Here is a 22400-nt window from a genome sequence, read left to right as displayed (position 1 = left end):
AAGACAAACACAATGACTATTCACTTTCGTCAGCTTGCCGCTAAGAGAAATACGACACACTTGTTTATTGACGATTGGAAAATTAACACTCAGCAGTCTTGGGGGATATTCAGCGCAGATGGAGATATTGGCTCTCTGCTTGGAGACCTTATTTGTGATGAAATGTCACCAAATAGTGGGGAAATTGAGCTAAATGGGCTGTCCGTTGCGCAAGTCTCGTTATCAGAGCAACAGCGATTACTGGAAAGAGAATTAGAAAAAGATGATACGGATTTTCTTGATCGTATCGACCAAGGAAGCACTGTTTATTCATTAATCCTAGAACAGAGCCAAGACACTAACTTAACTGAACAGCTAGTTAATGATCTCGACCTAAGTCATCTTAGAGATAGTGGCTTCCGTGTTCTCTCTACCGGAGAAACCAGAAGAGTAATGCTCGCCCGAGCTTTAGCCACACAACCTGACTTAGTATTACTCGATAATCCATTTACTGGCTTAGATATTGCGCACCGAGCTGCTCTCGCTCGCTATTTACACTCGCTTTCTCAAAATGTGCAACTACTCATAACCTTCTCTCGCGAATCTGACATGCCTGAGTGGATCAATAGCATCGCGCTTTTCAGTGCAGGAAAGCTTGATAGTACAATGGATAAGTCCAGTTGGGATAATCATCCAATCATTGGACAAATTAAATCTCAGTCAGAACAACAGAGTGAAGAAATGATGAGCTTGATACGTCAGCATCAGCACTCGACACCATTCAACAACCCAATATTTGAACTAAAGAATGGGGCTGTTGAATACACCGATAAGAAGATTTTTACTGGCTTGAACTGGCGCATAGACAAGGGCCAACATTGGCAGGTCAAAGGTCCAAATGGTTGTGGAAAGAGTACCTTACTTGGATTGATCTTTGGCGATCATCCGCAATGCTACAGCAATGACATTGATATTTTTGGTAAAAAGCGTGGTACTGGCGAGACAATCTGGGAAATTAAGCAGCATATCGGCATGGTGTCTTCAGCGCTACACCTCCAATATCGAGTCAATTGCAGCGCATTAGAAGTCATTTTGTCAGGATTTTACGATTCGATCGGGTTGTATAACCAGCCAACTCGCAAAGAGATGGATATTGCAAACGAGTGGCTCGATATCTTACATATGAGCCAGTACAAAAAAACCTCATTTAAGCAATTAGAGTACGGCCAGCAGCGACTGTTACTGATTGCAAGAGCCATCGTGAAACAACCCACATTATTGATTTTGGACGAGCCGTATCAAGGGTTAGATTTTTTGGGTAGACGGTTAGTTAAGAACACACTTGAACTCATCGCTAGAGAGAATTTAAGCCAACTATTGTATGTGTCTCACTACCAAGAAGATCGCTTAGATAGCATCAAAAATGAGTTAGAGTTTGTGTTTGATGAAAATGCTCAGTGTTATAGAGCTAACGTCTACCAATCATAATGACTTCGCTGCGCAAGCTGCTCATAAGGTAATGGTTTGGAGTACAGGTATCCCTGATGATATCTCACTCCCATCTGCTTTAAGTGTTCAGCTTGCGCTATGGTTTCCACGCCTTCAGCGATCAATTGTACTTGTAATTCTTCCGCGAAGTGAACCATCGCTTTTAAGACAGAAGCACTAAGGCTAGGAATACCAATGGTTTCGACAAAGCACTTATCGATTTTTAAGTAATCTATGCGCATGTGCTGTAGAAATGCTAACGAGGTTTGGCCAGTTCCAAAATCATCGATCAGCACATCAATACCATGCACTCGCAGTGCTGCAATGCATTTTCTCGCCTCTGAGTCAATGAGCTGACGCTCCGTTATCTCTACCCCTAATGAGACTTTGTTTCGGCTCAACTGTCTGTCGAGCAATTGAATTTTTCTGATCGCGTTTGGTCCGACTAAATAACCAGGCGGCACGTTAATACCAAGGTGGACAGGCTGATCAAAGCCTAATTTACTGAACTCCTCTGCCGCTTTATCCAGAACGAAATCAGTAAGTAAAAAAACCAATCCACTTTGCTCTGCCGCAGGGACAAACTCATCCGGAGAAATGAACCCCTTACTTTGATGCTCCCATCGCACTAGCGCTTCAAACCCGAATAACTGGCCGGTATCAACGTTAACTTGCGGTTGGTAATACAGGGTCAACTCTCCTCTTTTTATCGCTCTTTTAAGATCCAGTATCAAATTGCGATGAGGATCAATAAACTTATTCAACGCATACAAGCAAAGGTAGATCACGAAAATAATTGGAATTGAGTACAAAAAATAGGAAAGTGTTCTCTGTTTGACGAAAAGATCGCTGGCTTCGCTCAAAGCTTCATACTCAAACATTTGCGACGATTTGATACCGATAGGATTACTTCCCGCTCTTAATGCTCCTTCAGGTGAAACTTGCTCATGGATAAACAGCGCAGAACGTTTTAGGCGTAAATCGTTGTTAAACCCTATTGTCGCATTAAAGTAGTCATGATCGATAATCGTTACGGCTTGATAACCCCGCTCTCCCTCCGTTACCACAAGCAAGAACTGATCGTACAAGCTATCAACACTACCAAACGCTAACGTTTGTCCCTTAGGAAAGGTGATGTGCTCAGCTAACGGTTTAGAGATACTTCCTAATTTCGAAGAACAAGTAATGACTCCCTCTTTCACAATGAGCATTTCTTCAATATCTCGTTCAAACATTAAGCTTTGCTGGAGCTCTTCACATCGTTCAGGGTGTAGCAACGCCGTGCGGTTTTCTGTCTCTATTTGGAATAAAATTTCATCTGCAATTTGCACATTTTTTTCTAATAAATGATTGAGATTGTTTTGCACGCTTTCAGAAGCTAAATACAAAACCTCTCCAATAACCAAGGGAATAGGCAGAAGAAAAATGATGGCTTTTTTAAAAATCGCCTTATTCAGCATATAAAAGTAACCTTTTATAAAACCGATTTACTGAGATGGTACCTCGATTCCGATACCCGCTAGCAACTCACGTTTTTTAACATTATTTGTTTGGATTAACTCAGTATGCGAAACGCTGAGTAATACCGCAAACTAAACAATGTCTTATTCACTCCTGTTCCAATTTAGTATCAAGCGCCTCAAACCTGAGACTTTAATTCGACACCATGTTATGTCTATCGGTACTTGCGAAAGTCTTTACCTGTCTGTTTCTCATCATGTAAGAATTACCCATTAAAATTATTTTTCTTTTCTCAGTGATTAAGAATTATATTTGTCGTAACTCCTACAACACGTTACAACACTCTCATGACGACAAACAAAGCTAATGCTAACCAGGTAAACGAAAAATCACTGCAGTTGTTAATGCAAGTTGCAGTTAGTCCGTTCCCAGTTTCTGCGAAAACGCTAAGCGAGCAATTGAACGTTCCTTTAAGCAGCCTTTACCGACACTTAAAACTGCTTAAAGAGTGGAACTTGATCGAAGAAAGCGTTCACGACAAGACATTTGTCGTTGGTCCGGCGGCATTATTACTCATGCACAGCTATGAGACCGCGCAACATGGGCTCGACATGGTCGAAACCATACTGGCTAGGTTGGTACAACAAACCGGGGAAATGGCCGCTTATATGGTACCAGCGGGTTATCGTGCGCTTTGTGTCAGACAGAAAGAAAGTATGCAGGCGCTGCGTTGCAGCTTCGTCCAGGGTCAAAGTCAACCTCTGCTGCGCGGTGCCTCATCTAAAGTGATGCTCGCTTTTATGCCTCAAAGTCGATGCGAGAAAATCTTGAGATACTTTAATCAAGATCACCGACGCGACGAGTGGGAAAAAGAGCTCACAACCATCCGTAAACACGGATATGCCGTCAGTACTTCTGAGATTGACCCTGGTGTTTCAGGTATTAGCGCACCGGTAATGAAAGGAAGCAAACTGATTGGCGCAGTCTCGGTGATGGCTCCGGCCCACCGAGTCGAAAAGGATAAGCAGCGCATTATTTTACATGTACTGCAAGCGGCAAGGGCACTACCACCAGAAAGGTAATTCATCATGTTAAGCTTTTTCAAACGCTATAAACTCCATCACACAGTGAAACAGCCGCAACATTACCCTTTTTCTTTTATGACAGTGTGTGAGTATTTGCCACCCATGTCTAAGGGCGCGTTTGAATTAGCTGATCAAAGTTTGGAAAATGCTAGTGATTGGCTTTACCAACAACATGATCATGAAACCGCTGAAAACTTTGGTCACTTCAACCACGACAAGCTGGAAAATGGCGAGTTTCAGGAAGCATTAAGCCTTTCGCTTTCTCGCCACTCAATTCCTGTTTTAGTCACTAACTGTACCGAGGCAATCTTGTCCATGTTACCTGTGGTCGTGTCCTATCGAGACGAAGTGGGTGTGGTAAATATTGGACATGACATGAACTTGAAACCAACACTTGAACCACGTTTAGGCTCGGCATTTCATTTTGCTCTTTCTCGCTATCAAAACGTGCGATTATTTTTTGCTGGTGTTAGCGAACAAGATACAAAGCAAGAAACGTGGGAATACGCGGAGGATCAAGGTTGTGACTGGGTAACCGATAAAGAGTTTTCTTTTCGTCATCGCAATAATGTTAAGCAACAGATCGGCAATTACCTAGACCACTGCGACCAAATAATCATTAGTATCGACCTTGGATCTCTAAAAACCAAAAACAGCCTTGATGGCGCGTCAGAAATTGATATCCAAATGGTTCTACGCACGATTAGGCAATGTTTGGTTGCAGGTAAAGTGAGAGCAATTCAGCTCGTTGGCGATCGAGATTGTCTGGTGTATTCGAGACAAACGAAAGCCATACTAGAAGAGTTATATCAGATGGCTCCACTCATCGTTCACGCTGCCTAGCGTTATAAACGTTCAGAATCAGGATCGCGTCCTTCCTGATTCTGAACCAACATGCTTACTTATTATCCTTAACTAACAAATAGTTACACATATAAATCGACACACATCACACTTGCCTCTTGAACTAACCTGACACTTACGTTGTAATAAGGCCGCTAAACTTTGGTATGACATACGAAATAAAAAATAACCAAAGTTCAATAACTAAGCGGCTTCAGAACAAAAAAGTACCGCAGCTATTCCAATTTCAGTGAGCATTTGCTCACGCTCGCTTGATGCCATCTTGTTCCACTCATTAGGACATTTGATGATGCGTCTTTGCAGTATTTTCACTGCGGTTCTTTTTTTACCGCTAACCTCACACGCCACCACTTATGACGTAAAAGATCTATCTGAGTTAGGTCAACTTTGCTCACACAAGAGTTTTAGTATCGAAAGCGATGGCACGACTTATCGCTGTACAGGGAAACTAGTCCTACCCGCTGGTGATAAAATTGTCTCCTCATTACCGGAAAAAGAGATAACATTAAAAGCAGATTATGGAATTGTGTTAGAGGGGAATAATACAATTGGTGAACCCAATAAACGTATCTCTCTACACGCCCTCGCTACCGGATTAACGGTTAACAATGAGAAAGCATCAAACCTCGACGATTACCAAAACAAGCACACTGTTATCTATGGTGATCTTCTATCGGCTTATCCAACAAAGCTGCATAACGTACTCATCGATGGGGATATAGAGCTAACAGGTGAGGCCCTTCATATTAATGGTGAGTACAACACCATTATTGGTGACATTTTGACTCACAGCACGACCAATATATTTAATACAAACATCTGTGGTAAGGTCGAATCACAAGGCGAAACACTACACCTAAAAACAAACCATCCTTTACAAGACCATTTTGTCGTCGGTGATGTTTCTGCGCACAAATCTCTGATTATAAAAGATATGTCGATCTATGGTACGGCTGAATCTGTAGGATCGTCAGCTACATTAAGTGGCTCATTCTATAGTTCCACCGCAGCAATTAAATACTTCCAAACATTGAACTTCAACAACGCTCCAAATCAGCCTAGTCAAGTTTGTGGTGAAATCCAACAAACGCCAGGAAGTGCACAAACGAAAGCACAAGACAACAAATACACGCAATACTGTGGATTGGGCGAGGCTGATTGTCACTACTCTTCCCAAGTCTGTCCAATCACCCCTCAAGATGTTCCGAATTGCAGCATGCAGCCTCCATCGGAGAACGACTTAAACCTCAGCGTCACACCATCGGACGACATGGCACTGATGTGCGGCGACGATCTTCCGCAATTTACAGTAACAACAACCAATAATCGAGTAGTTGTAAGCGCAAAAGTCAGTGCCGTCCTATCACACCCTGACTTATTCACTTTAGAGGTGATCAAAGGTCAGCAGACATTAAAAGCAAACCAATTTATGTCTGACGACAATGGTGAGCTCGTTGTTCGAGTGGTCCCGAACGATATTGATACCATCGCGTTAGGTACTAACTACACGCTGACTTTCACTATGGCAGAAGACACCAGCAAGCATCAAACGGTTAGCTTTATGTTTACGCCATTTATGTTTGAGGCCTACTCAAAGACGAAAAGCGCCACTTTAAATGAAATACGCGTTATTGCAGGTAAACCAGAAAACGTGCATACGCGATTGCTGGCTTGTGCCTCCACAGGCGAACCTGTAGTAGCAAGCAACTACAATGGTACGCCTAAAGTTTTTCATCCATTGGTTCAACCATTAGGAGGAAGTGAAGGAAACTTTAGCTATTCAGCGGAATTTAAAGACGGCTTGTCTGAACATGGTCTTATCACGAACGAGTCCGGCATATTTGAAGTGACATTGTCCGATCATTTTGAATGTGAGGGATTTGAAGAATGTCCAGAAGAAGGCAAAGTGGAAGTGAAAGGGACATTTAATGTGCACTCGCGACCATGGACACTCGCTATTTGTGACAACCAACGTGCTTTGCCTTCTGGCACCTCTGAACAAGGAGAAGGGTTTCTTGCTGCCGGAGAACTTTTCTCTCTAACGGTGAAACCAATCATTTGGCAACCTGACGGCTCTGTAAGTGGGTCTGTTGAATCAGCACGCTATTGTGATGCTTCTATCACCCGTAATTTTACGCTTGATGACGCTCCAGCAGCATCGGTTGTCTTGTCGAGTGAGCAACATACGCCATCAGAGACAGCGAACCAAACCTCAAAATTGCTAAAAAGTAGTGACTCACTGGCTCAGGCGCATAATTCAGCCAAGAATGATCAATTCGTCTTTAATGGATTATATTGGGAAGAAGTCGGGAGCTTGAGAGTAAAAACAAACCTAGAAAGTAAATATCTAGGTATGACTGTTAACGAAGGCTATCGTTACGTTGGTCGTTTTTACCCAAAATATTTTCAAGTGCAAGACCAAGAATGGCACTACCCACATGGCCAAACTTTTGCTTACATGAATCAACCTTTTGAGAAAGTCACTTACGATGTTGTCGCACTCAATGCGAATAAGGAAAACGTGAAGAATTACGTCCACTTTTCGTCTAACCTTCAACAACATTTCGATTTAGGCGAGCTAAGCTCATACTCCGATCGGTTTTTGCCGCCTAAGCCTAAGAAGGTAGACTGGAAACTACTGGGTAGCGCGAGTGTTGGAACGTTTGTTATAGAGAAGCCCTCGACCAATGCGACTTGTAACAATAGCCCATGCTGGAAAAAGAACACGACAGATAAGCAATATCCTGATGGTCCATTCAATACCGAGACTAATAGTGACAGCAGCCAAATAGGTATAGTCACGACTAAAGCCGTTGATGAGGTAAATTTCTTTGATAACAGCGAAATGCTCACTCAACAACCGGACATTCGATTCGGTCGTTTGAACTTTCAAGATGTAGGTGGCAACCAAGGCATGGTGATCAAAGTGCCACTTGGTGTGGAAATTTGGCAAAACGGTCGATTTACGACTAACTTCGATGACAGCTCAACAACGGCGAATGGTGAATATTACTTCAGCACGCCAATTTGGTCGCATGCGCCTGCAAACAACGCCCTGCTTTCTGGCGTTGGAACGATGAGTATTGGCAGAATGACCGATATCGTTGCAAGCCAAATTGACTCAGCGCGCGAGCAAATACAATTCCACCTAGATTTAGACAGCTCAGGCAATCGCATCCCTTGGCTGAAATACGACTGGGATAGCTCTACAAGTGAAGAGGAAAATCCACCTGTTACAGTTACGTTTGGTATTCACCGAGGAAACGATCGCATTATTTATCGTGGTGAACCCAATATGCTTGGCCTAAATTAACGCGAAACGGCAAACAAAAAGAGCCCCTCAATTGAGGGGCTCTTTTCATCACAAACTGATGTAATTTACTTTGCGCCACGACGCGCTTTCAGGCGCTTCACCATAGCAAGACGACGCTCTGCCGACCCTTGGTCTGTTGCCGACTGGTTCGGATTATTACGACGACCTTGACGATTCTTGAATGCTGGTTTTGAGTGCAGCTTTTCAATGTAAGATTCACGCTGTTTTGGTTCATAGCCAGCAAGCTCAATACGCCGAATTCGCTGCTGGATTAAATTTTCAACCTGAACAACCGTGAGTTCTTCATCTCGATTTACAAATGAAACGGCATGACCTTGTTTACCTGCACGGCCTGTACGACCAATTCGGTGAACGTAATCTTCCGCTAGGAAAGGCATGTCATAGTTCACAACGTGAGGTAAATCTTCAATATCTAGACCTCGAGCAGCGACATCGGTAGCCACCATGACACGTGCTTTACCGGACTTGAACTCTTCTAACGCACGACGACGAGCACTTTGAGCACGGTCACCATGACAAACCACCGCTTTGATACCATCAAGTTTCAGCTCTTTTACTACTTCGTTTGCGGTCTCTTTGTAGTTCACAAATACCAACACTTGTTTCCAGTTCTTACGACCAATCAGCTCCGAAAGCAGTTCCGTTTTTCGCTCTTGATCAACTGGATATAACACGTGAGCAACTGTCTGTGCTGTCGTATTCGCTCGCTCAACTTCAATACGCTTAGGCTTACGCAGGATATCTTTTGCTAACAGATTTAGTTGGCTCGAAGTCGTTGCTGAAAACATCATAATTTGCGGATCAGTATCCACATCTAGCATGATCTTACGTACTGCGTGAATAAAGCCCATGTCCAAGATACGGTCTGCTTCATCAAACACTAAAAACTCTAAGTGTGCGACCGAGACATTACCTTGTTCAATGTGCTCTTCCAATCGACCTGGTGTAGCCACTAGGATATCTACACCGTTTTCTAATGCCGTTACTTGAGAAGACATTTTACGGCCACCGAAAATCGCAGCCACCGACAGGTTCGTGTACTTCGTGTAAGCTTTGATGTTGTCAGCAATTTGTTCAGCAAGCTCACGAGTTGGAGCCAAGATAAGTGCGCGAGCAGTCTTACGAGAAGCGCTACGGTTACTGTCTAGCAGCTGCTGAATCATAGGCAGAGAAAACGCAGCCGTTTTACCAGTACCTGTTTGTGCTGTAGCGAAAATATCATGGCCTTTGCGAGCCATTGGAATCGCCTTCTGTTGAATTGGCGTTAACTTTTCATAACCGCATTCTGCCAGTGCTTTAACCACTTCTGGCGCAAAACCTTGAGATGAAAATGACATTGAGCGTATTCCTTAAACAAACCACTAAAAATAGCTTTAAAAATTTAGCCGTGCACTATACCCGAATTTGAGTGATTTATCTCACTTTTCTCATTGAAATCCTACAAAAGAAAAAACGGTGAGCACAGATATATCAGTGGTTCACCGTTTTCGTTTAACCTTTGCGCAATTTAATGTTTGATGCCAGATAACTGAAGGAGAATTCGCTCAAGCTCATCCCATGGCAACAGCTGAGAATCTATCACTTCTAATCGTGATTCAAACCCTTCTAAGCTGATTTCATTCACCGACACGACTCGGTTGGCAACATTAAACGCGTAACAACCTTGATCCGTATTGACCACTGCTTTAACACGCTCTGCGGTCAAGTCCGAAAGCATAGAGAAAAGCTTTTCAAAATCAAACTTATACTCTGCCCCAAACAACCACCCACAACTAAAATAACCCTGCCCTTTGTTCTCTTTGCGCACAAAGGCTTCACCAGGCGCCAACTGGAATTGAGGCTCTTGATGAGCGTGGTCATGATGATGTGACTCGATATGGGAAGAAGCGCTGCCGTAAACCCGCTCGATATCCAAGACTTCTATCGGTAACTCACCGTCATGAATAAGCTTACTGAATACTTTTGAAGGGGATTGGTCCGTCACCCAGTCATTAAACACATCAAGATCGTGGCTGGAACATAGGTCAACCTTACTACCAATAACCACATCTGCACTGTCTAACTGGTCCACGAAGTTTTGGTTAGAAAGATACTTTTCATCACTTAAGTTACGCGGATCAACCAAGGCAATCGTCGCTTTAAGATCAACGTAAGGTTCATACTGCTGTGAGGTAAGCGTCGCGATAACCTGTTTTGGATGACCAAGGCCTGTTGGCTCAATCAATAAACGGTCCGGTTTTTGACGCAATAATGCGGTGATACCTACCGACATCGGCACACCCGCAGTGCAGCACATACAACCACCTGGCACTTCTTTAATCAGCGCGCCTTGGTCGGTCATCAATGCACCGTCGATGCCAATCTCACCAAATTCATTGACCAAAACCGCCCAGTTTTCTTTTTCCGGTTTGTTCTTCAGTAGATTTAAAATCGTGGTCGTTTTACCGACACCCAAAAATCCGGTCAGTATGTTGGTTGGTACTCGATTTGACATGCTTATCTCCGACACGTTAGTGCATTAATGCTCCAGCAAAGTATACGGAGAATGTGACTCGCTTCAACGCTTTTTATCGCACTCATCAAGCTCATTGCGTGATGCGTTGGCACACATTTTTCGAGCTTGTTTGGGTTGACTTATCAACTCTGAACGCTTCATATCGGACAAGTACCTACCGGTATAAATAACGCAGGTAAAAAACGCGATAATAGCTACTACGATGGGAAGAACTCCGAGCGTGTTTTCGAATTTAAGCGCAGCAATAGCCAACGCGAAAACAACGACAGAGATAAGTGCGATTGACTTACTTTTGTTGCTTTTCATAATAACTCGCCTTTCGTAAAGTTAGCCCCCTAACACCTCCTGTACTAGAGGAATGTCAGTTTGAACAACATCCAACCTGACTATTCAATGCTACTCCTTTCGCTACTTGTGAAATTTGACAAAGCTAACATTTACTACAACATCAAACGACGAGCTTATTATTATCTTTCATATACTTACTGGATTTTAAAACACTTACTAGCAAATCGACCCGCCGCTGACCAATATGTCGTTTTCATTGGCAATACAAACTTGCGCCACCAGCCTTAGCCCTTCGACTATCATCTCCAGAGACATAGAAGGCTGACTGCCACCTGCTGCTTGTTCTGGCAATAATGGAATATGAACAAACCCGTGACGAATCGGATTGTCTTTCAAGTAATGTTGGATGCCATAAAAAAGGTGGTTACATACAAATGTTCCAGCACTGTTGGAAATCTGGCTAGGTATACCCTGCGTTTGCAATGTTTGCACAACACGCTTTATCGGTAGTGTCGAGAAGTAAGCATCAGGACCATCAGCCACCACGGGTTCATCAATCGGCTGATGACCAGCGTTATCTGGAATACGAAAATCATCGACATTAATTGCGACACGCTCTGGGGTTATCGCGCTACGCCCGGCCGCTTGACCTACAGTAATTACACAGTCTGGCTGGTGCGCTTCTATTGCTTCAATAACGACTTTCACCGAGTCATATCGAACTACGGGGACTGGGCAAGTAACTATCACACCGCCTTTTATGGCCGCAGCCTCTAATTGCTTGACCGCTTCTAAGGCGGGGTTAATGGCGTCACCACCAAAAGGTTCAAAACCGGTAATCAGGACTTTCTTCATAACAGCCTTTAGGAAAAGAGTTTTACAAATTATTGCACTCCCCTTCCCCCCATCCAATAGCAAAAGTATTGATGAGATAAACCAGACAACATTATGTGACTCATGTCTAACCAGAGAGTGTTTTCAGACTTATTAAATCTAGGCAAGTTCCGGACTATCGAGACTAACTATCGATGATTAATGGCAGGGCGAAGCTCTCTTATTACATGACTCACGCAGAAACTTGGTTTCCACGCTTAACTTAGGTAGAGTACGCGACCGCAATGCAATTCGAAGAGATTGAATACAATGAATATTGATAACCATGTAATCGAAACGATTGAAGAGTTAGAGGCATTTCTGCATTTAGTAGAAAGCGGCGCTCTGGGCCTTGAAGGTGTCACTGGCGTTGCGCTAGCCACCTCTAATACCGATGGTCGTCCATTTGTTGCCGTATTAGGAGAAAAGCACCAATTACTCCTCGGTCGCTGGGTTTCGCAGCACGTATATGACAATGGTAAAGACATCGTTCGTAACGGCCCAACCAGAAAACACTAAGCGCTCGACACCACCTATAACATCACGCCGTCTTATACACCAAGCGTATGCTTTGAAAGCAATGCGCTTGGTGTACTCAAAAAATAAAAAAGAAAAGGCTAGCCTTTATTAATTTTGTCGGTATACTGCACATCAGCTCTTACGGAAAGAGCTATTAATGTAATTAAAGATCAAAGTTTCTCTCAGTTCCACATCGAATTCCTCGTTTACGTTCCTGCGACAAAATAGTTATCTCTAAAATCATATAGTAGCACTTGATATTAGCTAAAAATTCAATATTTAAAACAATCAAATATAGAGGTATCTATGTCTAATAAATTAACTGGTTCAGTAAAATGGTTCAACGAAACTAAAGGTTTTGGTTTTATTTCTCAAGACAATGGTGGTGATGACGTATTCGTTCACTTCCGTTCTATTGTTTCTGAAGGCTTCAAAACTCTTACTGAGGGCCAAAAAGTATCGTTCGTTGTTGAACAAGGTAACAAAGGTTTACAAGCTGCTGAAGTAACTGCACTGTAATTCTTTGTGTGGCATCAACGTTGTTGGTGCCACCATCCCCTTCCACTTATTACTGCCCTTACTATTCTCTATCTAAGTTTATATACCCAAATCACTTACCTCTCCCACACCATCATTAATTACTTTCAATAAAGTCACTTTGGTATACATCTTTAGGTAATCACACAGCCTACCTTGCAATTCCAGTTTGGCTAAATTAATCTCATTTATATCTGAATCACTTCGCCTCATGCTTTGCTCATAAAAATAAAGTTTATAAAATAAAAGCGATTGGCGAATATAAGAGAAAAAATGAAATTAAATATATCTGCTCAATCAATAAATTCTAATAACTACGAGCACATAATCCCTAGCTAAGAGGTTGAGTCAGCACTGAAATGTCATTACATGAAGCCATTTATCGGACAACACTTCATAGGGACAGCGTCTGGAGTCACATACTTCGCGGGATTTGTTGAGTTAGAGGAACCGAATCGAAGGTCTCATTCCTTTATCAAGTTTCCAAAATGGTGAGTTCGAATTTGATGTAGTCAAACAAAAAATTTCCAGCCAGAGCGCCACGTTTACTTTAGGGACCAAAGTGCACGTGTTGGTTAAAGACGCCGATTCGAGACAAAGAAAGATCATGTTCAACTTAAAAGACGCGGAACACTCGGTAGGTTAGCCTGTTTTAGGTTACTTTCTAATCCATTAATCAAAAATAAAAAATAAGCTTTTAATACCGCAATTAACTTGTGACATTTCGCTGACATCGACTCATTCTAAAACCCTAACATCTGACAAAGGAAACGAATCTAATTTTTGTTTCCAGACACCATCGCAGAGTGTATTTCCAGCACTCTGTTTGCCTCGAGAGGTTCTTATGACAGCCTAGGATCTCTCGAGGCTTTTTTGCACCTATTCAAACCACCTGATTCTACATCCCAACTATTATCCCCTACCCAAGCTGTACTTTTTAACTAGTTCACTAGCTCTACAATTGTTATTTAAGCAACTGATCACACAACCTCTTCCAAATTTTGGGTATAAAGTATCAATACTTTCGTTAACTAGGATGTAAATAATGAAAAACTCGTTTGATCTCACTATGCCCAACGAAGAAGGATACTTTGGTGAATACGGTGGTAGCTTTGTTCCACCTGAGCTTGAACAAATCATGCATGACATCAACGCAGCTTATGAGGAATGCAGCAAAGATCCTGAATTTAAAGCGGAACTCGCTCGCCTATATAAGCACTTTGTTGGACGACCTAGCCCAATCTTCCATGCGGAAAACTTGTCTAAAAAATACGGAGCAGACATCTACCTAAAGCGCGAAGACTTAAACCATACAGGCGCACATAAAATTAACCACTGCTTAGGGGAAGCCATTCTCGCTAAAAAGATGGGTAAGAAGAAACTGATTGCTGAAACTGGCGCAGGGCAACACGGTGTTGCGCTTGCTACAGCCGCGGCATTGGTTGGCTTGAAATGCGATATTTACATGGGTGAAGTTGATATCGCCAAAGAGCATCCGAATGTCGTCCGCATGAGAATCCTTGGTGCTAATGTCATTCCTGCCACTCATGGGCGCAAGACTCTCAAAGAAGCGGTAGATTCTGCATTCGAAGCTTATCTGAAAGATCCTGATACACAACTTTATGCGATAGGCTCTGTCGTTGGCCCTCACCCATTCCCTAAAATGGTACGAGATTTCCAATCAATTATCGGTAACGAAGCACAAGTTCAATTCAAAGAAATGACCGGCAAGTTACCCAATAATCTCGTCGCATGCGTTGGAGGTGGTTCTAACGCGATGGGGCTATTTACTGCTTTCTTAGAGGATGAACAAGTCGCCATTCACGGCGTTGAACCTGCGGGCCGCTCTTTGCAAAAGGTTGGCGAGCATGCTGCAACACTCACACTCGGTGAGCCAGGTATCATGCACGGATTTAAGTCTTACATGCTTAAAGATGCGCAAGGCGAACCTCAGGAAGTGTACTCTGTAGCAAGTGGCTTGGATTACCCATCGGTTGGGCCTCAGCATAGTTACTTAAAAGACATTGGCCGTGTCAATTACGGCTCAATCAGTGATGACGAAGCGATTGATGCCTTCTTTGAGCTGTCTCGTGAAGAGGGAATAATCCCTGCTATTGAATCCTCACACGCTGTCGCTTACGCAATTAAACTCGCACAGCAAGGAGAAACCGGCTCGATTTTGATCAACTTATCAGGCCGTGGTGACAAAGACATTGATTTTGTCGTTGAACACTACGGCGCAAAATACGGCATTGAATCACTCATATAGCCTAACTCCGTAGCCTAACCCTACATGCAAAAAGCTACCTGGTACTAGGTAGCTTTTTGTTTTTGTCTACTATTTTAAGAAGCAAGTCCCTTTACTCACTGCTCTCACTATACCTTTAGAGCATAATTCGATTAACCGATAAGAGCTGGAATGCCTGGAAGCTGACCAACAATAGCAAGGGAGCCTGCACAAACGATAAACGCAGTGCCAGGAATCAGATATTTATCTTTGCGCGATAGTTCGTTAGCACGCTCATGGTCGCCGATAAGCCCGAGGTTATCCAACAGCATCGTGATTGCCCAACCGAAGACTGGATTAACGAATGCGCAGGCAAAAATACAGATACCTGCACTGAGTGAATCTTTATGCTTATGGATCATCTGCATACCCGCTTCAAGGAGTGGTAAGAATACACCCACAATCAAAGCAACGCGCAGAACAGGTTCCCACATTGCTAGATCCATTGGGTAGCCAATTACCGCCGCCGCAATACACATGAAACCCGTCAACAGAGCGCCACCTGGAATAGGACGCTTGGCAATTGCGGCAGGAATCATGTACGTTCCCCAAGAAGAAGCTAGGTTTCCGCCCCCTAAGAGTGAACCAACCCCCTGACGAACAGATGCTCCGACCATCGTGTCGTCGACATCCATGAGTACACCTTTCGCTTCTTTTGGGTAGTTAAGTTCTTGAAACACACGATGGCCGAGATAATCAGGGGACCACATAGCGACTGCCAGTAGAGCAAATGGAGTCACGGCAATAAAGTGCTCTAGGGTTGGCCAGCCTAGCTGCCAGCCTGTATCTTCCCCCCACCAGTAGAATGGACTGAAATTAGGTAGGCCCGGTTCTGTGGTAAAAGCAAACTCAGCGCCCATCAAATAAGCAACAATACCCGCGAGTGCAGAGCACAATGGGATAGCGAGCCAACGTTTATTGATCTTGGCTAAGTAAGCGTAAACCATAACGGTTAGGCCTATGACCACAAACGAAATGTAACCTTGGTCCGTACTTGCAGCCCACGCTTCCGTCTTATTAATTTGCCCGAGCAACCCAACGGCACCAAGGTAGATCAACAACCCTCCTCGAACCCCGATACCAGTAAGAGTCATGAGTTTAGAGCCACCTTTGGTTAAGGCGAGAATTAACCCAAAAACACACACCATCAAACCTAGCGCGAGAGGGTGCCCTCCTGCAGCTGCAATCATAGGAATCAGCGGTATCATTGGGCCATGGGTTCCCGCTAAGTTTGCATTCGGGTTTAGGATGGCAGAAAACAGTATGACGAACAGGGCTCCAGCGATAAGTAATTCGTAACGCACGTTTTCTGCAATGAATTCCGGAGATAAACCAAACTGAGCAGCAAAAGCGGAAACCATGGCAGTGACCATAACCACTTTACCAATGGTTGCTGCTAATGCCGGTACCCAGTCTTCGATTTCAATACTGTAATCACGTGAAGGCAAATGAATTCCCCAGCGACGGAAACTCATGACGGTTAAATCATGATTTAGAAAGTCTTCTCGGCTTTCAAATTCATGCGGTTTTTTGCGCACATCCCTGTAAAAAGTCTTACTTTTGTCAGACATTGAGTCATCCTTTTATGTTTCAACGTTGAACTACGTCAACTAGAGTTTCGCTTGGTAGACAGACCTTCGACCAATACGAGACAACACCCACATCAAACTTCTAGGCCATACTAAGAAAGCGGCATGAACCAATTTTGATTTTGAGCTTATTAAGCATGTGTTGCTATGGGTAGGAATATTAGACATTAGTAAAAGAACAACAAGAATCTCACTTATTATACAATAATTTAACATCGAGCTAGGACGCTTGAACTTTTCTGAGTCATTTTTGAGCAGAGATCCAAGTAGAACGGCTAATTCCTATTTATACTTTCAAGGTAGAGAGCACTGTGCTCGCATCCATCGCAAAGTAACTATCGATATCTCTGCATTGTATACTTTGTTAAACTCCGCCCTTTAATGAGTAAGGCCCTTAAAAATGATGACTGACGAAGAGAGAATCGAGCTGCAACAGAACAATCCACTGCACGGGTTAAAGCTAGAGACTATGTTGCAAGAGTTAGTAGATTTTTACGGCTGGGACATTCTAGATACAGCAATGCGTTTTAATTGCTTTAACACTAAGCCTTCGATTGCAAGTAGCGTGAAGTATTTAAAGAAAACCGAATGGGCGAGAGAAAAATTAGAAAACTTTTACCTTTATCGCTTTAAGCGCATGCCACGCGCGAGCGAAGAAGAATACAACTTACCGCCAAGAGCTCGTACGTTCCCTCATGGCCTTGAACCTAAAGAACCTATGCCACTAACCGTTGACTCTATTCTTAAGTCACAAGCTAAAGCAGCGTCTGCATTTAAAAAGCGTTCACCTCGCGGACGCCCTGCTCGTCGCCAATAACACTATCTTGAAAAGCAATAGAGCCCTACTGGTAGTTCCAGCAGGGCTCTATTGTTCTTTAAAGGAATGGCTAGAAGCGAAGACTCAAGCTAGTGAGCATTCCCTTTCTCCAGCAACTCCCGTAAGTAAACTCACATGTAGTTTACGTTTTCTATTGATTACGCTTTTTCTTCTTTTTACCCGTACCTGCTGGCTTCGCTCGCGGCTTCATTGGTAAAAAGTAAGCTTCACTCTGATCGTCTTCCACTTCAAAACCGACTACCTGCTCGCGTTCAAGTTGGAACTTATTTTTCTTTTCTATCACTTTGAAATGGTGGTAGTCGTCGTAATCGATAAGAGATAACCCTAAACCTACTTCACCAGCACGACCACTACGACCGATTCGATGCATATAATCAGCAGGGCTACGCGGAAGATCGAAGTTAATCACCACTGGAAGTTTTTCAATATCAAGGCCGCGTGCTGCGATATCGGTGGCAATAAGAACTTGAATCTCGCCAGACTTAAAACCGTCAAGGACACGAGTACGAGCGCCCTGCCCTTTATCACCATGGAAAACTTCAGCGGTAATACCGCGTTTTGATAGCTTTTGAGCTAAATGGTTACAGGCATTCTTAGCATTCACAAAAATCAAAGTCTGTCGCCACTGATGCTGTTTGATTAAGTGCGCGAGTACCGCCGTCTTATCACCTTTATTTACACTAAACACGCGCTGCACCAAAGTGCTGGCTTCTGCGCTCTGCAACTGAACTTCAACAGGGTCGCGGAGCAACTGCTGAGCCAGCGTCGTGACTTTATCAGGGAAAGTTGCAGAAAATAACAGCGTCTGTTTCTTCTCTGGGAGTAACGCAAGAATCTTATTCAGTTCTTCGGTAAATCCTAAACTCAACATACGATCAGCTTCATCGAGCACGAGCGTTTTTACTTGGTCCAACTTAATCGCGTTACTGGATACCAGATCAAGTAATCGACCCGGCGTTGCAACAATGATGTCACAGCCACCACGAAGCGCCAGCATTTGTGGGTTCACCGATACACCACCAAATACGGCAACCGTTTTGATCTTATCTCGAAGATGGTATGAGTAAGATTTGACGTTGTATGCCACCTGTGATGCCAACTCACGAGTTGGAACTAAAATCAGGTGAGAAACGAAGTTACCACGGCGATTGTTTGATTCGTCTTGCTGAACAATTTTTTGCAAGATTGGCAGCGAAAAAGCAGCGGTTTTACCAGACCCCGTATTGGCACCACCAATAATATCTTTCCCTTCAAGGATATCAGGAATAGAACGGGATTGAATGGGCGTCGGTTGGCTGTATTCTAACGCTTCTAGTCGCTCGACTAAGGTTGGAATCAGGCCAAGATCGGCAAATGTCGCTTGCTGTGTTTTATCTGTCATTACGATGAGTGGCTCAGTGCTAGTAAAGGCCGTGTATCTTATGCTATTTCGCGTCTGGATGTTAGAGATAATGGCCCAAACAGAAGATTGGTGAAAGAAGCACTATAGGGTTCAGGAACTTCCTTTCACTAACATGAGTTAATGATTTCGATAACCAATACTCTACGACCAAGATGGTAGAGCTCACGACAAGCAAAGGGAAAAGGAGTCAGGCATTCTGACTCCTGTAAAACAAAACACATTGTATTTTGGGGAAAGAGATTACAAAGGCAGGCCACATCCGAATCAAAGGCTTAACCACACTATTTAAGCTCTGCGGTTTTAAGAACTTAATATAGCTTGAGAAAATACTATAGCTTGCAGGTGGGCAAAGTTACTTAGAACTTCTACTTAAATTAGTAATGTACGAGTAACTTCAAGTATAGAAAATTACTTAATTCAGTGTCCAAAATTGCTGGTTCGGATCTAGTAAGACAAACGGATTCCCTAAGTTTTTGGGGCTCTTGCTTTAAACGATAATGGAGTACTGTCGAGCTAGAACGTATCTACTCTTCGTGGTTAGTCACAATACATGCTTGTGCAAGCTGTTGATATTCAACTTGCATGGTTATTAGAAAGTCATCTGCATTTTCAAACCTCGCGATTGGCACTCCCAATACAACATCACAGTTAAAAGGAACAAGCATCGCTGTTCCTTTAGGGAGCGCTCGACCTAATCCGCGCATCACCACCGGAATGACAGGACAAGTTTTATGTTCATTAACTAAGTGATAAATCCCTTTCTTTAACCCGCTCATAGTTTCAGGTTCACCGCGACTACCTTCAGGAAAGATAATCAAGATATCTCCTTGATTAAGTGCCTTATGGCACTCATCAAATACAGTATGCCGCTCGCTTTTACTCGGTGAACGATGGATGGGAATAATGCCCAAAATATTGAGTGATAACCATGCTGATACTTTGTTTTTGAGAAAGTAATCGGCTGCTGCCACAGGACGCACCTTATGTACCATACTGATAGGAAAGAGTGCCAGTAATACCAAAGTATCGAGATGACTATTGTGGTTAGCCGCGACCACCATAGGACCATTGCTTGGCAGATTTTGCCGATTAATGATGTTGAGCCCCAAACCAACAAACACCAGTGGTTTCACAAACAGCAAGACGAACAAAACTTTTAAAATTTTCATATCGTCTTCTTAGTAGTAGAGGTAATAAATATAGTGGAAGAATAAGGGGGCGGTGAACATCAGGCTATCAATACGATCTAAAATGCCGCCATGGCCGGGGATAAACTGGCTGGTATCCTTAATTTGTAAGTCACGTTTAACCGATGAAATTACCAAATCGCCAATAAAGCCACTCAAGGCGATAATCATCCCTGCAACTAAACCTTGAACTGAAGTTAATGGTGTCAGGTAAGGTGCCACAAAATAGCTAGTGATGATGATGGTTGCCGCACCACCAATAAAGCCTTCCCATGTTTTGTTTGGACTGACTTTCGGTACGATTTTGTGTTTACCGAAGCTCTTACCCCATACGTATTGACAAACATCACTAAACTGAGTGAATACCAATAAGAACAGTAGCATTCCCATTGAACCGGTCTCTGGATTCTTGCTGGGCAATACCAATAAATATGCCATATGACTAACACAAAATACCGTCAGCATTAGCGCCCAGTGAATGATACCTGCTGAGCGAATGAAACCTTTGGTATCACCAATCAGCACCGCGACCATTGGAAGATAGAGGAAGGTGAAGACAGGAATAAAGATGATATACATGCCATACCAACCGATTGATAACCAGTAGTATTGAAACGGGATCGAAAGGTAAGCCCAGAAGATCACACGTCGATCTGTCATGCGCGTTGGTACTACAGAGAGAAACTCTTTCAGCGCCATAAAACTCAAAAAGGCGACAGAAATCAGCGTGTATTGAGTGGGCAGATAGAGCACAACAAAGACGATTCCGATCATCCACCACCAAGAACGAATGCGAAGTTTAAGCTCGTGGTAATCCTTATTAAGATTATGGCGTGACAAATACAGGTAAACCAAAGTGCCAATCACTAGTACGAGTGTGATGGCGGCCATCATGTATAACGAATGCGTAGGGATATTAATCATGGTTAGTTTCACCTACCGCCTTATCGATTGTCTCGTTGGCTGTTAGAGACTTAGAATGCTTGGCCTGATGATTTTTTTCATGGTTCAATAATAAGTTAGCGAGTTCTTTTTTAGCATTAAAAATACATACCAAACGACGCCAACAAGTTACAGCACAGCCAATTACCATGATTGCAAGCGATATGTCCATCAAATAAATGCCAAGTGATAACGTAAACCAATGGTTAATCGCCATTACTAAAAGAGTTACTGTGAGTAGGGCCATTCGATGCTGCTTAGCCATTGGTCCTCGAAAGTCGGCCGAGCAGTCCATGCTAACACCCAAAACGCGAATGTAAGCTGAGAGTACCGCTAATAGTGCCGCAATCCAAGCTAGAGGCATAGAAAATGCTGAATGAGCAACGAAACCAGCAGCGATAATCAACAGCGGATCGGCAATACGGTCTGGAACATCGTTAAACAACTCACCAGCAGGGGTTTTCTTCCCACCTTCTACAGCGACCATTCCGTCAAATAGATTGCACAATAACCGCATTTGAACCATCAGAGCGAACAGCACTAACCAAATTGGCGTAGGCCAGAAGCGATAACTAGCTGCAAAAGCAAGGCCAATAGCGGCAAAGAGGATGCTCATCAGTGAGATTTGGTTAGGGGTAATGTTTTTTTGGCTCAGCCAAATAGCAATTCGTTTGATAACTGAGATTTTACGCACTGCAAGAGGGCGTCGATTAGACTCGTTTTTGGATTCCATGCAGTCCATGTCCTTAAATAAGTTTTGTCGCTGTTACAGCAATTGCACATATAATTATCGGTTGACCTAAGAAAGCAGCAGCAAACAACGCGGCCTCACCATGTGCGCTCTGGAGTATAAATTTGAACATGTCAGAGCGAACATTCCCAAACCAATACACTAGGTGGTAATCATCTTTAAACACTAGGTCACTGGCAGCAATACTCGCCGATACAACAAACGTTAAAGCTCCTGAACCTTTAAAGTTTGCAACCCTAGATTTCGGGCTAAAACCCGGTTGCATTGCTTTAAATGAGTTAAGCGAGTATTTTTTCCGTTCATGTTGATACGAGCGCCATTCACAAACGCATGTTTGAGTGCTTTCCCGTTCTGATCTGTCCCATTGAATGCGACAATGATTTTTCCTCTGCTCTCAACAAGATCCGCCTTAATGTTCATATCCCCGAATTGCTTAGCAATAGACGCGGCGTCAAACATCG

18 protein-coding genes and 2 pseudogenes are annotated in these 22400 nt (G+C 43.3%); 9 read left to right on the top strand and 11 right to left on the bottom strand.

Features of this window, described 5'->3' with window-relative positions:
- Positions 1 to 12: 12 nt before the first annotated feature.
- Complete coding sequence (modF, locus tag R7M72_RS08475; protein WP_025768975.1) at positions 13 to 1467, top strand: molybdate ABC transporter ATP-binding protein ModF; 1455 nt, start codon at positions 13 to 15, stop codon at positions 1465 to 1467.
- Here the strand turns inward: modF and R7M72_RS08470 are convergent.
- Positions 1455 to 2927, bottom strand: coding sequence for an EAL domain-containing protein (locus R7M72_RS08470; protein WP_315957214.1), 1473 nt, complete (start codon positions 2925 to 2927; stop codon positions 1455 to 1457). The genes modF and R7M72_RS08470 overlap by 13 nt on opposite strands.
- A gap of 348 nt (positions 2928 to 3275) precedes the next feature.
- Here R7M72_RS08470 and R7M72_RS08465 point away from each other — a divergent pair, with 348 nt between their 5' ends.
- The 3 genes from R7M72_RS08465 (at position 3276) to R7M72_RS08455 (ending at position 8190) form a co-directional block, all read left to right on the top strand.
- Positions 3276 to 4010 carry an IclR family transcriptional regulator gene (locus R7M72_RS08465; protein ID WP_005386192.1) on the top strand — a complete coding sequence of 245 codons (735 nt, stop codon included), beginning with the start codon at positions 3276 to 3278 and terminating at the stop codon, positions 4008 to 4010.
- A 6-nt stretch (positions 4011 to 4016) separates the two neighbouring features.
- Complete coding sequence (locus R7M72_RS08460; protein ID WP_025768977.1) at positions 4017 to 4856, top strand: arginase family protein; 840 nt, start codon at positions 4017 to 4019, stop codon at positions 4854 to 4856.
- Between the two features lie 307 nt (positions 4857 to 5163).
- Entirely contained in the window at positions 5164 to 8190 is a 3027-nt protein-coding gene (locus R7M72_RS08455; protein ID WP_315957215.1) for a DUF6701 domain-containing protein, read from the top strand.
- A 65-nt stretch (positions 8191 to 8255) separates the two neighbouring features.
- Here the strand turns inward: R7M72_RS08455 and R7M72_RS08450 are convergent, their stop codons facing one another.
- From R7M72_RS08450 to pcp, 4 genes are all read right to left on the bottom strand, one after another.
- The gene (locus R7M72_RS08450; protein WP_005375652.1) at positions 8256 to 9548 is read right to left on the bottom strand and encodes a DEAD/DEAH box helicase; all 1293 of its coding nucleotides are present in this window, start codon (positions 9546 to 9548) and stop codon (positions 8256 to 8258) included.
- A 170-nt stretch (positions 9549 to 9718) separates the two neighbouring features.
- Positions 9719 to 10705, bottom strand: coding sequence for a CobW family GTP-binding protein (locus R7M72_RS08445; protein WP_017821090.1), 987 nt, complete (start codon positions 10703 to 10705; stop codon positions 9719 to 9721).
- 63 nt (positions 10706 to 10768) lie between these two features.
- Entirely contained in the window at positions 10769 to 11032 is a 264-nt protein-coding gene (locus R7M72_RS08440) for a hypothetical protein (protein ID WP_053303741.1), read from the bottom strand.
- Positions 11033 to 11230: 198 nt separating this feature from the next.
- Positions 11231 to 11869, bottom strand: a complete 639-nt coding sequence (gene pcp, locus R7M72_RS08435; protein WP_053303742.1) for a pyroglutamyl-peptidase I — start codon at positions 11867 to 11869, stop codon at positions 11231 to 11233.
- A 288-nt stretch (positions 11870 to 12157) separates the two neighbouring features.
- On the opposite strand from pcp, the gene R7M72_RS08430 reads away from it, so the two are divergent.
- The 4 genes and pseudogenes from R7M72_RS08430 (at position 12158) to trpB (ending at position 15212) form a co-directional block, all read left to right on the top strand.
- A complete protein-coding gene (locus tag R7M72_RS08430) occupies positions 12158 to 12406 on the top strand; it encodes a hypothetical protein (protein WP_005375646.1) in 249 nt (82 codons plus the stop codon).
- Positions 12407 to 12712: 306 nt separating this feature from the next.
- The gene (locus tag R7M72_RS08425) at positions 12713 to 12925 is read left to right on the top strand and encodes a cold-shock protein (RefSeq protein ID WP_005375644.1); all 213 of its coding nucleotides are present in this window, start codon (positions 12713 to 12715) and stop codon (positions 12923 to 12925) included.
- Between the two features lie 357 nt (positions 12926 to 13282).
- Positions 13283 to 13589 (top strand): annotated as a pseudogene (locus tag R7M72_RS08420) (S1 RNA-binding domain-containing protein); the annotation flags it as partial.
- Between the two features lie 399 nt (positions 13590 to 13988).
- A complete protein-coding gene (trpB, locus tag R7M72_RS08415; protein WP_053303743.1) occupies positions 13989 to 15212 on the top strand; it encodes a tryptophan synthase subunit beta in 1224 nt (407 codons plus the stop codon).
- 131 nt (positions 15213 to 15343) lie between these two features.
- Here the strand turns inward: trpB and R7M72_RS08410 are convergent, their stop codons facing one another.
- Complete coding sequence (locus R7M72_RS08410) at positions 15344 to 16801, bottom strand: DUF3360 domain-containing protein (RefSeq protein ID WP_053303744.1); 1458 nt, start codon at positions 16799 to 16801, stop codon at positions 15344 to 15346.
- A 418-nt stretch (positions 16802 to 17219) separates the two neighbouring features.
- Here R7M72_RS08410 and R7M72_RS08405 point away from each other — a divergent pair, with 418 nt between their 5' ends.
- Entirely contained in the window at positions 17220 to 17636 is a 417-nt protein-coding gene (locus R7M72_RS08405; protein ID WP_005375544.1) for a VF530 family DNA-binding protein, read from the top strand.
- Positions 17637 to 17787: 151 nt separating this feature from the next.
- On the opposite strand, the gene R7M72_RS08400 is transcribed toward R7M72_RS08405, so the two are convergent.
- From R7M72_RS08400 to R7M72_RS08380, 5 genes and pseudogenes are all read right to left on the bottom strand, one after another.
- Positions 17788 to 19038 carry a DEAD/DEAH box helicase gene (locus R7M72_RS08400; RefSeq protein WP_053303745.1) on the bottom strand — a complete coding sequence of 417 codons (1251 nt, stop codon included), beginning with the start codon at positions 19036 to 19038 and terminating at the stop codon, positions 17788 to 17790.
- Positions 19039 to 19583: 545 nt separating this feature from the next.
- Positions 19584 to 20228: a lysophospholipid acyltransferase family protein gene (locus R7M72_RS08395; protein WP_017635764.1), complete on the bottom strand. Its 645-nt coding sequence runs from the start codon at positions 20226 to 20228 to the stop codon at positions 19584 to 19586.
- Between the two features lie 9 nt (positions 20229 to 20237).
- On the bottom strand, positions 20238 to 21170 hold the full coding sequence (locus R7M72_RS08390; RefSeq protein WP_017635765.1) for a phosphatidate cytidylyltransferase: 933 nt from the start codon (positions 21168 to 21170) through the stop codon (positions 20238 to 20240).
- Positions 21163 to 21930 carry a CDP-alcohol phosphatidyltransferase family protein gene (locus R7M72_RS08385; RefSeq protein ID WP_080996661.1) on the bottom strand — a complete coding sequence of 256 codons (768 nt, stop codon included), beginning with the start codon at positions 21928 to 21930 and terminating at the stop codon, positions 21163 to 21165. The genes R7M72_RS08390 and R7M72_RS08385 overlap by 8 nt, the downstream gene beginning before the upstream one ends.
- A 4-nt stretch (positions 21931 to 21934) precedes the next feature.
- Positions 21935 to 22400 (bottom strand): annotated as a pseudogene (locus R7M72_RS08380) (hypothetical protein); the annotation flags it as partial.

The sequence above is a fragment of the Vibrio sp. YT-18 genome (assembly GCF_033337345.1).
Classification (GTDB): domain Bacteria; phylum Pseudomonadota; class Gammaproteobacteria; order Enterobacterales; family Vibrionaceae; genus Vibrio; species Vibrio alginolyticus.
The sequence above is the reverse complement of the archived record's forward strand: the minus strand, read 5'-3'. Positions and strand labels throughout refer to the sequence as shown.